Genomic DNA, 14,924 nt, shown 5'->3' with positions numbered 1-14,924 from the left:
TAGATCCCGTATTACGCTCCGCTAATACGGGCTACAGCTTCCATCCCTCCTCTGTTTAACTGAGCGCACTCGGGAGTCTCTATTGGCTGATTTGTTCAAAATCCCCCGGTTTCCAACTGCCATCAAAAGCCAAGGCCTCCGGACCATAAATGCGAAGGAGGGAAAACCAATTTTTCCCAGGAATGGTTTTTATCCAGCGCGCGTTCTTGTCTGCAGGGGGTATTGGACCAAAATAAAGGGGAACTGGTTTGCTCTTATCCACGTCCTTAAAATCCATTAAGGAACCTAAAACTGCTTTATTTTGCTCTGTTTGAATCTCACTGCGCGTTTCTACATCATACACCGTAACCGACCAAAAAAGACGAGCAGGTACGGGTTGAGGGATAGTTAATTGGTAGGATTTGCTCCCGTCTAAATACTGATTTTTTTTATCCCGAATACCTAACCAATATAAAGAACCCGCCCCGGGTGCGCGACTGAACATTGCTGGCGATGCCGCTATTGCTATGGCAAACCAGCGATCGCGGGCGGCAAGATCAATACCCCAAGGAGTTTCAAAATTGCCCTTATTCTCCAGAGTACCAATCCACTGCCATTTTCTATCCGGCCAGACTAAGACGTTCTCTGACTGATTAGTAAATGAAGAAAGCATCATTTGTGAATGCCCAATCTCTGCAGCTTTAGTTAATATTGCTTGCATGCGCTCATCAGGATTAAAAGGTTGGCCCTTTTCTATTCCCAATGAGGCTAATAAGCCATACATGGGTTTATATTCATCAAGAATAGGCTCTTCATTGATTACTTTTGCTAATTGCTTCCAGTATTCAATATTCTTTTCCCAACGCAAAGGAGTGGTGTCCATGTAGAAGGTATCGCCATCCACATAAGTTACTAATTGCGGATTAGACGCGCTCGCTAGAGGATAAACTTTAATCTTGCGTAGGCTATTCAAAGCCCCAGCAGTATCGCCTCCCTGGGGTAATGCTCTAATGGCTAACATTAACTTATAAGTTGATGAATGAGCCACATGATAGCCCTCAGGGATTGGCTTATCGTAATTAGGAGGTACGATTAAATATTTCCCCCCCTTCCCTCGATCAGGTCCAGGTATACCCATATCCACAATCCAGCGCTGATGATGATCATCAACTAAGGCAATATAAGGTCCTGGAGGTAATTCAATGACAAAAGGTCCCTGCGTTAAATCCAGAGTCCCTCCCCCATAAGGCGTGTCCGAATTTAAAGTAAAGCCAAGCTGTTGAGGAGTAGCAGCTAAGATAACCAAGGATTTATTATCGAGAATATTTTTTTCACGATAACCATGAAAAATCGCTTCAGCAGAAACGGTAGGATACCAAAACCGGTAAGCAACTACTGCTTGTTGCACTGTTTGCTCATCTTGAGCACTCTGGATTTGCGCTGGAGTTAAAGTAACTACATTTTGACACAATGCTTGAGTGCTTAGAATCATCAATAACCAGAACAATTTTGATAACATCTTCATCTCCCTATGATTTTAAATAAGTATATATCAAAATTATCGTTTAATTTTTGATCAACACCACCAGCCTGGTGCAAGCAGCGAGGCTACTTTTGCTCTTAACCAAATTATATTAATACTCTAAAAAATGCTGCATACAAAAACCAAACGCATTGTATTATATTTGCTCGAATCTTGTTTTGACAAATACGGACTCAAAATGCCACAGCTAGATTAAAATTGCTAAATGCGCCCACTATAGGACCACATAGATTTGCACCAGGTATTTTTGAAAATTTATGCTGAGTAATTACGCATTTCTTCCACATTTATCTTTAGCTGCCAAGATCAGAATACCCCAGGATAATTGTAAATATTTTTTTGCTTTTAATTGCATAAAAAAATAATTCAATGAGTTGTTCTGTCAGCATAATAGAGTCCTAAAAAATATTTTTTAAAATTTTAGGCAACAAATTTGTTTCATATACCGTAAAAAATACGGTATATGAAACATCTCGACCTGACTTAAAATAAGACACATTGAAAAATTTAAACAACGCACGCACTGCGTTATATGAGGATGTTCTATGAGCTACAGCAAAATTACAGATAGATTAGATCTAAGTCCTGTCGCACGAATCCACCCCCAATTTCCTTTACCCCAAGAAACTAAAGAGAATCCGGCTCTGGCTTACTCCGATCATTTAGCTATCTTAGCCCGGGTTCCCCTATCCGATGAATCAACACTGAATATCATTTCATTAAATATTTTAGGCGGGATTGTCTGTTCCGGTATCCATGAACGCAATTCAAGAGAAACTGCGACACAAATGCTAGAACGATACCAGCGAATGGTCGAGGGATTAAAGTTAGGTATCGCACTGCACGACGTTGATATTCTTGCTTTTCAAGAAGCCTCTCCTGAATTCATAGTGCCAGTGCTTAAAGAGAAGCTTGGTGATGCGTGGGAAATTATAGAGGACGAATTTAAAATTGTTACGTGTTACAGAAAAGATCGTTGGATTGCCCAACAAACTTCCTCAGACAGACAGAATCGAATCCGCTCTCTTACTTTATGTCAGAGTGATAATAACGCAATCACTGTTGATTTTCACAATATCTGGGGTATTTTTGATGCAATCCCTTTAAACTTAGAACGTCAATGCAGAAAAGCTCTTGAACACTCGACCTCAACGAGAGCGGTTATCATTGGAGACACGAACTCCAGACTTGCCCCCCTAGATAATCTCGTGAGAAATATCACTACGGGTGCCATCCCTCTAGCATTTAATGAGGAAAATGGAGCAGGAGAAGGCATACAAATTCCCGACCACCCAGATGGCGGGTTTTATAAAGATGAGCAAGGCACAATTCATCAATTAGAAATCCAAATCTTAAGTTTTGACGATGGCTCTATTGTTTTAGATCAACGCACAGCTGGGGAAGTAAATTCCTGGCCAGAATATCGAATGGTCATGTGCTTAGACGAACACTATCAACATACACCACTAATTAATAATCAAACAATTTTTGAATACGAACAATTCCTGCAAAAAGAATTTAGCAGTAATGAAATTGTAGCTCGGGTCGCTTCAACCTGTTTTAACCAAAAAGCGATTGCCATAGGACTTCGTCCCACCAAAGACTTAATACCTCTCTGCGAGCATATTAAGCAGCACTTCGAACATGAAGCTGATTTTCAAGTGAAACGTTTTAATATAGAAATGGAAATAGGATCTGCAGGTAAAAAGCAATTTGTTTATAATTGCATTTTTGTGCCGATGCATAAAGTTGACTTATTGCATCGCGCTATTGCAGATTATTCCTTCCAAAAAAACCACCCAATCCTCGCGGCAACCAAACACTTAATTACCACTCCATCTTGGATAAGGGATGCTCTTATCGGCGTAGGAGTAGGAATACCCGCAACTCTATTTTTAGGTCCAGGTATCATTGCCCTATTAGGGATGAAATTGTCCACCTTAGCATTGGGAGGATTGGCATTTAGCTCTCTAGGATTCTTCGCCGGCGCATCAGTTACTATCGGCTCTATGAGACGAAATACACAACGATACGAAGAAGAACAAATTGATTCTACTTCTTTAACGAATCCACCAGAAAACAATCCGGAAATAGAGGACACTCCTCCAAGACGTCAATTGAACCCCAGCGCCCTAACGAATCAACAAACGACGACGTCGAATACAGATTTAATTGAAGAGGATGCAAATCAAATGCGCATGGGAATGAGTTAACACCGTAATCTGCTTAAAAAAATGATCCGACAAATAACGATCATATTAAAAAATAGATAAGAAACAACATAAGGTATTTACATGAAAACAATTGTTAGTGTTGCACCAGGTGAAAAGATTACCCATCGTGGTGATTTAACTATTACCCAGGATGTAGGAAAAGGAGCTACTGTTATTGTCGAAGATGGCTCATTGATTATTGAAGGAAATGTGGAACGACATGCTAATTTGCAGGTATCTATATCCGCTACAACACGACAAGCCTCAGCAATGCATCAGTTGCAAAAGCTTGGTGGAACAATTTCTTTTGGTGGAATGACTATAAAATCACAAAGCATTGTATCTCAAGGCAGAGCAAGCTATACCTTTGCAGCGCTTTCCGTCTCAGCAATGATGTGTATGGGCGATACATATATCGGTAATGTTAAAGTAAATGGTCGAATCTTCACCAACGATACGTTAATTTCTCATGGTAATAACGTTTTTGAAATCGTCCCGACAGCCCCATCAATGAATTTTTTCGCTAGCTCCTCCTCTTCAGTTGATGCTAAACCTGCTGGGATAACCAGCGCAACCATTGATGGAGTCACTTATAAAGGCACTAAAATTATTGTCAACGGCCCCTCGGTGACGGTTGAAGGGAGAATAGGAGCAGCTCCAGAACCTCTAGCAGCACCTTCTGCTCCTGCTGAAGAAGAATCCATGTCCCCAGCTAAATTACAAGTTAAAGGAAGAATTAGCCGTTTTGTAACTATTAACTCCGATGCCCCAATTGAAGCAGACGAGATCAGTAAGAAATGCCTCATAAAAAGCGCACATGAAGGAATCACTGCGACTACTATTGGCTCAGGTACCGTCGTAGAGGTTTATGGAGCAATCAAAGTAAGCCAAGAAATTAAAGATGATTGTCGATGTAAAAGTACTGATTATGGGATTGATTTTGGAAAACTAGGAGACCGAGTCACTGTAGATGTTTATAGTATAATTAAAGGTGGCGATGTTGGTGATGCTTGTATTTTAAAAAGCAAAAACTATGGTTTAACCGCGGGTAACTTAGGCACAGGTGTAACAGTTGAGGTTAGTGACCGAATTAACGTAGGAAATATTGGCGCTGATTCACATCTATCGAGTAAGAATTATGGACTAGATGCTGCAGAAGTAGCGGATTTAGTTACCATCCAAGTAAGTGATGCAATTAAATTAAAGAGCCTCGGCAGTAATTGTACTCTAACCTCGAAAAACCATGGAATAACGGTTGAAGAAAATATTGGGAGTCACAGTAGCCTAACTTGTTCAGACGCGATACAAGTCCGTGAGTTAGGTGCTCACAGTACATTAACCAGCAAACAAAACAAGATTAAAGTACGTGGAACAACCGGAGACAATTGCATTATTCAAGCATATGACTCCGTTCATTTACATACTGTTGGTGATAATGTGCGTGTGACATCCACGACGGATGAAGTGACTACCCGAGACATTGGCAGCTATGTTTACATCAAGGCACATAGCGGTATTGAGGTTGATGGAACGTCACCACACCCATCCTCCTGTACGTTTACCTGTCGAGATGGTACGGTGATTAAACCGAAAAAAATAGCACCCGCTCAAAGTCCAGCTCAAGCGGCTCCGAGCATCTCATTATTTAAAACTGGAGCGCTGGTAGCAGCACCATCAATAGAAGCCGGAGCAGGTATGAGCAGCGCCCCTAACACCAACCCAAACGACCAAGAGCCACCAAGGCATTTATGTTGTCCGATTACTCTAGACTTAATGACGGATCCAGTAATTTGCATTCTAGATGGCATTACGTATGAACGCTCAAAGATTACCAAATGGCTTGCTGATCATAGAAAAACTCCGAGTCGCATCAACATGCAGTCAGAACAAAAAATTACCGATGTGTTGGTTCCTAATCGGGCAATTATGGAGGCCATTGAAGAATATAAATCCGCATTAGCTGCAAATGCAAATTGGGGCGCAGGAATGGTTCCCAAAGCATAAAAATGCGATTTGATTGGGCACGAAAGTGCCCAAAATGACTATGGCTTTTAAATAGGCGCTTTAAACAATGCAGTAAACATTCAGAATTTAAATAAATTTCATAATTATGAATGCTCCCAATTAAATATTGTATATTATATGGCCAATAAACTGTTATAATTAACTCTATATGCGACACGCGCATGGAGCTTGCATCTGGGAGAATAGAGCTGTGAACTTAATTAATGTTGATGACTTTTATCATAGGCCTTGTCATCTTTATATTAAAAACTCCAAAGGGGTTCTATTGGAGTGTAATGAGATGCAGGCTATTAGTGCTGGGTTTACCAGTCCCTCAGAGATAGTTGGTGCACAAGACCGAGATCTGGTACTTGATCCCGATGAAGCATACAAATGGCAAGCAAATGATAAAGCAACGTTAAACTCGGGCAAACCGCAGATTTTTGTGGAATATGGTTCTTTTGAGCCAGGTAGAGTTAGAGGTGGTTTAAGTTATAAATCCCCTTATTATTCCCACACAGGAAAAGTCATCGGGGTCATTGGCGTCAGTTTTTTTCCCGAACAATTGAAAGATCTGGATGAATGGGATGATCAGCCGCTGTTAAAATCGCTTTTATTAATGACCGCGTCTCACTTTAAGTTGCTTGAGCCTCCCAAAAGCGCTTCGTCTTTACTATCTCAGCTCTCCTTACAGCAAAAAGCTATTTTTAGTTATACGATTCAGGGCAAAACGATTAAAGAAATCGCCTCTCTTATGAAGTTATCCGTGCGAACCGTAGAATATTACATTGAAATTATAAAAAACAAATTAGGCTGCGCACGTAAAAAAGATTTTTTCTATTATACAAATCATTAATAGTAGCCCGTATTAGCGAAGCATAATACGGGAGCAAGACCGGAAAAATGTATTCAATTAACGTTATTCCAAGCCAGCTCTTCGTTTATAATTTTGCAGCCCAAACAACTTCAGACTGCTCTAGCTCTGGCACCACCACCTTGTTTTTTAAATTCTTAAAAAACAATAACCTCGGTTGCCCACCAAATTTAATAAACTCTTCCGGCTCCTGATGTTTCAGTGTTTTTTCTAAAATTCTTTTTGAACCCTCATTTTCAGGGTGAACTGTGGCAACAATTTCTTTAATATTTTTTTCTAAAGTCACCTCGCTTTCAGAAATAATATGTTTAATAAACTTCTTTCCTAAAATTGCTAGTTCAGTCCCATACCCCTTCCCCCAAAAATCCTGGTCAAGAATATAGGCTATTTCACTGACATTTGTATGGCCGACACCGATATGAGAAAAATCATCTACCGCATGTCGTACTTGAAGAAAACCCATAAACTCTTGGGAACGCGCATGATAAATTGAAAACACCGAAAACTTGTTGCCACAATTCCAGTTTTTGAGTTCTGCTTGTATGAATTCTGTTACCTCAGAAGAGGTCCAAGCTTTCCCTGCACCAAATAACTTTACATTTTCAGGATTGCTTAAAAGGCGAGTATATTTCTCAATTAACTCGGCCTCATCCTCTTGATTAAGGGATTTGGCCCGCACTCGGCTTGAAAAAATTGTATATTGATTCAATTCACTACTAATAAGTACATTACCTAATTTCTTTGATGTATAAATTACTTTCATGCTGTATTCCTCAATTTATCTTATTCAATGGTACTTACAAGGCTGCAAGCACCGTTTCGCGTCTGTATAGAGGAGTCTGTAATAAAAACTCACTGATGTTGTGCTTTACAATATCAATAAGACTCTCATTATGAGCAAATACCTTACGTTGTCGTTCGGAACTAGTTCCCGCATCCATAATCATTTGCAGAGTAGAAAAGTAGGTTTGATAATTAAATTTATTAATGTAAGGATTTAATTTTTCAACCCACTCATTGATGTCTTCACGCATTAGCTTGGTTTTTCCCTCCGTATTCACTAATAACTCAGCATCCAAGCCATAACGAATGGCTCGCCATTTATTTTCACGAGCAAGCCAATATGGGGGGCAGGCAACTGATTCCAACCAACTCCCATTATCAGCAAACCAATGAGCCAACGTGTGAATCAACGCAACTAAGGCAAGCGTTTCAGCAAGGGTCGCCGCCCCATCACAGACACGAATTTCTAAAGTTCCAAAGCCTGGGCTTGGTCTTAAATCCCACCATAAATCCTTCAGTGACTTAATTGACCCACATAACTTCAATGTTCTATATAAGCTTTCAAAATCCTGCCAAGTCCGTACATGATAAGGCTGCCCTGCTGTAGGTAAAGCCTCATAAGTGGTCGGTCTACATGCTGCAAGCCCCGTATCGATTCCTTGCCAAAAAGGCGAACTGGAAGAAAGAGCTAATAAATGGGGCAAAAAATACATAAAAAAATTATTAAACCGAATACAGTCTTCCCCACTAAGCATACCCAAATGTACGTGCAAACCATACACGCTCATGCGACGCGTGAGCCATTGATTACGATCAATTAACTCTTGATAACGAGTCGTGGGAGAAACCACCCAATCATAATATTTAGAAAATGGATGAGAGCCCGTAGCTGAAAATAAAATGCCTAAATCTTTGGTTGCATGCTGTAGTGACAGCAGGGTTTTGTAAAGATCATCTTCAACTTGCTGAGCAGAACTGCATTTATCCGTATTTACTTCGATAGTACTTAAATAAAACTCCGGTTTAATTTTTTCAAGATGTCTTGTGGCATTTAGCACCTCGGCAGCTCTTGAACATAAATTATAATCTTCAGCATTGATGAGTTGCAGCTCGATCTCTACTCCTAAGGTTAAAACCCCATTACTTTTAAAATGAATTTCATCCTTATCTGAGCTGCTCGCCAATTGCGAAGCATTTCCAGTTAAAAAGTTATTTTGATTATCCATCTGATAACCCTCCTTTGTTTATAATTTTTAAGAGAGTGCTAGTAATTGAATTACTACTTTTGCGGATATTCCCATAACGATATTGAATACTTAGATAATACAAATAACACTCTTATTTTTCATTTCTGTTGATATAATTCGTACTCAAATCATTTTTTATAGTAAAGGCTAAGCTATTTTTTTTCAACCTTTATGATTTTGATGCAACCACGAAAACATTTATTAAATACCCTATTAGGCACAAACTATTTTTGCTAAGGCTGCTATAGTTTGCTTGTGCACTTGGATATAATAGAGGCCCTTAACATCCAGGTAATTACACACTATGAGTGAGACTCCCCCCCGAGTTGACAAAGTTACAAATCAACTTGATCACCGCTCTAAAACCATTATTCTTGCGGTGCGCAAAATTATGCAACAAATGGACTATCACTCAAGAAGACTGAATAAACATTATGGCTTAACTGTACCTCAAGTTATTTGCTTGTATGAAATTTACGAAAATGGAATGATGACCATTTCATCCCTTTCCAAGAGAGTCTATTTATCGATGAGTACCTTAGTTGGTGTTATTGACCGCCTAGAAGAAAAAAGCCTTGTTAGCCGGACGCGAGACATTAAAGATAGGCGCAGTATTTACATTGATATCACCCCAAAAGGTAAAGAATTTGTACAAGAAGCCCCCTACCTTTTACATAATCGCTTAAATGAAAATCTACAGGCATTAACCGAACAAGAACAACATGTTATTGCGAATTCCCTGGACCTTCTAATTAATCTTTTGCGAGAAATTTAAGATCATAAATTCAGAAAATGAAAACAAGGCATTATCTAAGATTAGTGTGCGCAACTGAATATGGTGTAAATCTTTTGGAATTTCAGTGCAGGTACGTTGGAAGGATCTCTTTCAGCAGATCTTTCGTAAACTCTTCGAGATGTAGAATTTATGGGCGGATAATAATGAAGCCTCGATACCCCTCGTTATCTTTTGTATTCACTGCATTCCATAAATCTTCCGCTTTTACCCAGTATGCAGGATATTTATATCGCGCTACGTCAAGAATTAAGAAGCGATCCGTTTTTTCATCATAAGCAGCAATGGGAGAATGATGGCCATTCCCCTGCTGTTGCAGCTCTGTTCTTAGGAAATTGACAATAATAAATTGCTGATTTGATAATGCAGTTTTCAAGACAGAGCGAAACTCATCCATCGAGAGCTCGTCTGCAAAGAAGACTTCACTTTTTAGCCCAAAACCCTTAATTACCTGGTTTAAGGTGGATAAGCTAATCCCCTCTTTTTTAACTTCTTCAGGACTAATAATCTGCTGCACCTGCTCAGTGAAAAAATCATCTTGGGTAAAATAATGATAAGGTGCATGTTGCAAATCAATTGGTGCTTCCAGATTAGAAGAATTTAGTACCATGACTGCACTAGCAATTCCACAATAAGTCATTGTTTTTTGAGTCGTAAAATGTTCAAGTAGCTTTAGTACATGCTCATTTATATTCTTGCGAAAAAGTACAACTCCAGGTTTGCTTGAAATACCGATTAAATTATCGGGCAAGGGTTCAACCGCGTAACATTCTGTAATAAAGGCAAATATAAAGCATAAGCACACGAATTTTAATTTCATAAAAATAAGGTCCTACGTAGGAGGATTGCAGAGGAATAAATAAAGAAAAAGATTTATAAATTCCTCTCAATAAACACTTAATGTTGTGAGCGTGGGTTAAATCTATTACCAGCCTCTTCCTGATACTCTTTATCTTGTTGATGGTCTATTTTACGTCGTGCGTTGCTACCAAAGAAACCATGTGTGGTGGTTAGTAGAGGAACTTCCTCAACTTCTTTTTCTTTAATAACGGGTACTTCGTTAATAACAGGTGCATCTAATTGTACGAGTGTGTCTGGATGTTCTTTGGTGTTACTAGTCTCTCTGGCCAAGATTTTTTTATCATAGATCTTACGTAAGTCAGCAAAATTTATTTCGACTTCTCGAAAATCATGTCCATATTCTAAAACGATGTTAAATTGAGACGCAAAAGGAAAATCTTCTTGCTTAATTAAAAGGATTAAGGGAGCAAGAAGGGTTTCCACTGGGCATTGAAAATGTCCCGTTTGATTGGATAATCGCTTGATTTTCCATTGCCCACCTTCATCGATAAATTCAATCTCACCCGCTGCGATGCATGCAGAAGCCTCTTCTTTACCACAAGCAAGCTGACTATGAGACATGCCATCTCCTTTTACCACCTTTCCAGACCATTTAGAAAATAAAATATTTACTGTATCATTTTGGTTGATTACCGCAAAACGAAAATCCGAACGCCTACCTTCGGCTCGCACACTAGGTAAGTCTGCGAAGCTAAGACGTTTAAAATCAGGAAAACTAGGATTATCAATTTGTTTATCAACCTCCTCCTCTATAGAGAGCTCACCAAATTTAAATGCCTTAGTATTGAAATAGTAAAGACTATTGCAACGTTCCTCAAATCGAGCATTAATGTTGTGATCAGAAAAAAGCAGTTCAAGAACTTCCTGGCTGTTGTTGGGTTTTTTCTGAGGCGCAAGTGGAGGCGGAAAAAAATCAAATGGATCAGGGATAGGAGCTAAATTTAGCGGAGGGACAGGGCCGCTGGGGTGAAGAATAGGAGTTAGTGACGGTGAAGAGTTTGGTGTATTCATTAGCATTCATCTCATAAAGTTATTTCGAGCAAAAAATAAATAACTGCAATCATCAAACAACCAGGTAACTAAAAGCCAAAACATCAATAGACAAAAAAACACCTTATTGACAGGTATCTTATTGTGTCTAATTACAAATCCCTCTGGTTCTTAATTCAATTCACTTTTGTTTTATAACGATGTATGCACCCAGCTTTAGAAGACAACTCCAGTCAATATATACCGCTATTCTACCATTTCAAATCAACTCTGTATAATTTTTTCTCAAACAACAGATCGGTTGTACTATTTATACACCGATAAGTTTTACCCTTCTTACCAAATTAACCCCTTCATTTTATTGTATAAATATTCAAATATTTTAGTTTATCTTGCCTGAAATTATCTGTTACCCTTAATAAGGAGCGAGGCTTTTTTAATTTTATAGGGATATTGCATGAACTACAGCCGCCTAATCAAATTTCTTCCCCTGCTATTATCTGTCCCCATACCAGCAACAGCAGCCGATGAAATAGCCCAAGCGAATAACCCTTTAGCCAACATGCAAGCATTTAACGTACAAAACTATTACGACCCTCAGATATCTGGATTTCCCCAGCAAGGTGATACCTTTTGGCTTCGATATGCGCAACCAGTGAAGAAATTTTTAATACGCGCATCAATGCCATTTACGTCCTATCCGATTACTCAGATGATTAAAAAAAGTGGCCCAAGTGATTTTAATATTTTTGCTACCTATTTACTTGATACCAAAAATCCAGCAATCAGTGCTGGGGTTGGGCCTTTACTGGTGGCTCCTACGGCCAATCCCTCAGTCCTAGGATCAGGCAAGTGGCAAACCGGCTTGGCTGCCGTCTTTTTCGATGCTAAATCGACCAAACTGCAATATGGTGGCCTGGTCACCTACCAAACTGATTTTGCTGGACCTAAAAATAGAGCGCACACCAGTGTTCTGGCAGTACAACCCTTTGCCTTTTTGCAGCTTACTCATGGATTTTATTTAAGATCAGCGCCAATATGGACGTTTAATTTGGAAAATAATAGTCACGTGATGCCGCTGAGTTTAGGGGCTGGGAAAGTAATAAAATCAGGAAAAATTGTTTATAACGTTTTTGTGGAACCTCAATTTTCGGTGTCGACTAAAGGCGATGCTCAGCCGACAACGCAAATTTTCGCGGGCTTAAATATGCAGTTTTATAAATGAAGCTGGATAATTCCAGCTTCATTGCAAAAAATTAATCTTTTGCTTCGCATTTTATTTGAGTGCAATCACGACAGTTTTTAGCAGCATAAGCAAAAGACTTGGCGGCAGAGCCTTGAGTATTTGCCATTTTATCGTCTGCAGATTTGTCATCGGCCCTCGCGCTGCCACTTGCATTTGTCGTGCAAATCCATTTTTCATTCATATTAGTTTGCACAGAAGCAAAGCTAACAGTTGAGCTAAAAATAAAAAAACTTATAATTAATTTTTTCATCATGTTTCCCTATTTAGATCATTATTTAATGTTTTATATGAGAGCGGAAGTCTTTAACTGCCTTTTCAACTTCATCTTTTGAATAGCCATAATGTTTTTGAAGTTTGCCAAAAATTTCCTGATGATTTCCTTCAATTACTTTAAAGTCATCATCGGTTAACTTGCCCCAAGTTTGCTTCATTTTGCCTTTTAATTCTTCCCATTTTCCTTCAAAGATGTCCTTATTCATTTTACTCTCCTTAATAGTTTTCGTCTAAAAATGTAGAGCAGCTTATTAGAAAAAGCGAATATTAATCCCTAGTGGATTACCCTAGGAGTACCTAACCCTTTCTTAAATAAGCATTATTTTAATATTAAAAATTACTACCCCTCGTTAGCAGCACAATACAAGCTCACAAAGACATAATATTAGTTATACTATGTAAGATAAGGACTGAATACTCTGAAAGAAATACATCAAAGCACGAGCTCTTAATATTAAGGGATACGATATGATCAAAGGTTCTGAACTCTTAGTCGCAGCACTGGAAAATGAAGGAGTTGAATATATTTTTGGGATTCCTGGTGAGGAGAATCTTGATGTGGTTGAAGCACTACGCACCTCCTCCATTAAACTGATATTAACCCGACACGAACAAGCAGCCGCGTTCATGGCAGCGACCTATGGTCGATTAACCGGTAAAGCTGGTGTTTGTATTACCACCCTTGGCCCTGGAGCATTAAATCTTACTACGGGTGCCGCATACGCGTTACTGGGTGCGATGCCTATGATTATGATTACAGGGCAAAAAGGCGTTTTATCATCGCATCAGGGACGATTCCAAATAGTAAATACTGTGGCAACAATGCAACCGCTCACCAAAATGTCACGTCAAATTGTTTCACCATCCATGATCCCTACTTTAGTACGAGAAGCATTTCATGTGGCTCAAGAAGAAACTCCAGGCCCTGTTTATTTAGAACTTCCTGAAGATATAGCGGCTGAACGCAGTAAAAAAGTTAGCCTTATTCCACCACATCCCATTGAATACCCCATTGCTAATGAACAAGCCTTAAATCGCGCCGCAGAAATGATTATGCAAGCGAAACGACCCTTGGTAATGCTGGGCGCTGCAGCCTCTCGACCACGAGCCACCAATGCACTTGCCGACTTTATTTTGCGCAGCAAACTTCCCTATTTTACGACTCAAATGGGTAAGGGAACCGTTAGTGGAGCCAGAGAATATTACATGGGTACTACAGCGCTCTCCGCACGCGACTATGTTCATCAGGCAATCGAAGAGGCGGATCTGATTATAACGATTGGCCATAGTACCGTAGAAAAACCACCTTTTATTATGGAGGGTACTAATCTTAAAGTAATCCATGTCGGCTATCAATCAGCCACCGTTGAACAAATTTATTTCCCACAAGCAGAAGTTATCGGAGATATGGGACCCTCATTAAAATTACTCGCAGATAAAATTGAGGGCAAAATCCCCCATGCCAATGCCCTGCTCCATCTACGCGATGATATTTTGAATAAAATTGCAGCTCGAGCAACAGAAGACCGTTTCACCCCGCAACGACTGGTTTATGATATACGCCAAGTCATGCCCGAGGATGGGATTCTGGCTTTGGATAATGGGATGTATAAAATCTGGTTTGCACGAAATTATCGAACCCAAATGGCCAATACCATCCTTCTGGATAATGCTCTTGCGACCATGGGAGCAGGACTCCCCTCTGCCATTATGGCATCACTTTTGTATCCTCATCGTCGCGTAATGGCGGTTTGCGGGGATGGGGGGTTTATGATGAATAGCCAAGAATTAGAAACAGCAGTACGGCTTAAATTAAACCTAGTGGTACTCATTCTTGAAGATAATGCGTTTGGCATGATACGTTGGAAACAAGCTGTGGATCGATTCCCCGATTTTGGTATGACCTTTACCAACCCTGACTTCGTCAAATACGCAGAGGCTTATGGAGCCCGCGGAACTCGCGTGGAATCGATTGAAAATTTTCAATCCATTCTGGAGAACGCGTTTACAACTGGCGGTGTGCATCTTATTATTTTTCCAGTTGATTATTCAGAAAATAAACGCGTTCTTGTTGACGAGTTACAGCAACGACTTCCCCCTGTTAAAAAGGGATTCTAA

At 39.6% G+C, this 14,924-nt stretch carries 13 protein-coding genes; 6 read left to right on the top strand and 7 right to left on the bottom strand.

Annotated elements, in window-relative coordinates; all coding sequences use genetic code 11:
• Positions 1–79: 79 nt before the first annotated feature.
• Positions 80–1,498, bottom strand: a complete 1,419-nt coding sequence (locus tag ACD661_RS00850; RefSeq protein ID WP_400185619.1) for a DUF1254 domain-containing protein — start codon at positions 1,496–1,498, stop codon at positions 80–82.
• A gap of 569 nt (positions 1,499–2,067) precedes the next feature.
• Between ACD661_RS00850 and ACD661_RS00845 the strand changes: the two genes are divergently transcribed.
• The 3 genes from ACD661_RS00845 to ACD661_RS00835 all read left to right on the top strand — a co-directional run bounded on the left by ACD661_RS00845 (position 2,068) and on the right by ACD661_RS00835 (position 6,595).
• The gene (locus tag ACD661_RS00845) at positions 2,068–3,735 is read left to right on the top strand and encodes a hypothetical protein (protein WP_400185617.1); all 1,668 of its coding nucleotides are present in this window, start codon (positions 2,068–2,070) and stop codon (positions 3,733–3,735) included.
• A gap of 81 nt (positions 3,736–3,816) precedes the next feature.
• A complete protein-coding gene (locus tag ACD661_RS00840; protein WP_400185616.1) occupies positions 3,817–5,739 on the top strand; it encodes a U-box domain-containing protein in 1,923 nt (640 codons plus the stop codon).
• 211 nt (positions 5,740–5,950) lie between these two features.
• A complete protein-coding gene (locus ACD661_RS00835) occupies positions 5,951–6,595 on the top strand; it encodes a LuxR C-terminal-related transcriptional regulator (RefSeq protein WP_400185615.1) in 645 nt (214 codons plus the stop codon).
• 85 nt (positions 6,596–6,680) lie between these two features.
• Here the strand turns inward: ACD661_RS00835 and ACD661_RS00830 are convergent, their stop codons facing one another.
• Together ACD661_RS00830 and ACD661_RS00825 are read right to left on the bottom strand one after the other, a co-directional pair.
• Positions 6,681–7,376, bottom strand: coding sequence for a GNAT family N-acetyltransferase (locus ACD661_RS00830; protein WP_400185613.1), 696 nt, complete (start codon positions 7,374–7,376; stop codon positions 6,681–6,683).
• Positions 7,377–7,410: 34 nt separating this feature from the next.
• Entirely contained in the window at positions 7,411–8,622 is a 1,212-nt protein-coding gene (locus tag ACD661_RS00825) for a carboxylate-amine ligase (RefSeq protein WP_400185611.1), read from the bottom strand.
• Positions 8,623–8,947: 325 nt separating this feature from the next.
• Between ACD661_RS00825 and ACD661_RS00820 the strand changes: the two genes are divergently transcribed.
• Positions 8,948–9,418 carry a MarR family winged helix-turn-helix transcriptional regulator gene (locus ACD661_RS00820; RefSeq protein ID WP_400185609.1) on the top strand — a complete coding sequence of 157 codons (471 nt, stop codon included), beginning with the start codon at positions 8,948–8,950 and terminating at the stop codon, positions 9,416–9,418.
• Positions 9,419–9,566: 148 nt separating this feature from the next.
• Here the strand turns inward: ACD661_RS00820 and ACD661_RS00815 are convergent, their stop codons facing one another.
• Together ACD661_RS00815 and ACD661_RS00810 are read right to left on the bottom strand one after the other, a co-directional pair.
• Positions 9,567–10,256, bottom strand: coding sequence for a phytochelatin synthase family protein (locus ACD661_RS00815; RefSeq protein ID WP_400185608.1), 690 nt, complete (start codon positions 10,254–10,256; stop codon positions 9,567–9,569).
• 77 nt (positions 10,257–10,333) lie between these two features.
• On the bottom strand, positions 10,334–11,308 hold the full coding sequence (locus ACD661_RS00810) for a hypothetical protein (protein ID WP_400185606.1): 975 nt from the start codon (positions 11,306–11,308) through the stop codon (positions 10,334–10,336).
• Positions 11,309–11,744: 436 nt separating this feature from the next.
• On the opposite strand from ACD661_RS00810, the gene ACD661_RS00805 reads away from it, so the two are divergent.
• Positions 11,745–12,512, top strand: coding sequence for a hypothetical protein (locus tag ACD661_RS00805; RefSeq protein ID WP_400185605.1), 768 nt, complete (start codon positions 11,745–11,747; stop codon positions 12,510–12,512).
• 31 nt (positions 12,513–12,543) lie between these two features.
• Here ACD661_RS00805 and ACD661_RS00800 read toward each other — a convergent pair whose 3' ends face one another.
• Positions 12,544–12,786: a hypothetical protein gene (locus ACD661_RS00800; RefSeq protein WP_400185603.1), complete on the bottom strand. Its 243-nt coding sequence runs from the start codon at positions 12,784–12,786 to the stop codon at positions 12,544–12,546.
• 22 nt (positions 12,787–12,808) lie between these two features.
• Positions 12,809–13,012, bottom strand: coding sequence for a CsbD family protein (locus ACD661_RS00795; RefSeq protein WP_400185601.1), 204 nt, complete (start codon positions 13,010–13,012; stop codon positions 12,809–12,811).
• Positions 13,013–13,274: 262 nt separating this feature from the next.
• Between ACD661_RS00795 and ACD661_RS00790 the strand changes: the two genes are divergently transcribed.
• Positions 13,275–14,924 (top strand): acetolactate synthase large subunit, encoded by a 1,650-nt coding sequence (locus ACD661_RS00790; protein ID WP_400185600.1) that lies wholly within the window; start codon positions 13,275–13,277, stop codon positions 14,922–14,924.

This window comes from Legionella lytica (assembly GCF_044626755.1).
GTDB classification, from domain to species: domain Bacteria; phylum Pseudomonadota; class Gammaproteobacteria; order Legionellales; family Legionellaceae; genus Legionella; species Legionella lytica_A.
The sequence above is the reverse complement of the archived record's forward strand: the minus strand, read 5'-3'. Positions and strand labels throughout refer to the sequence as shown.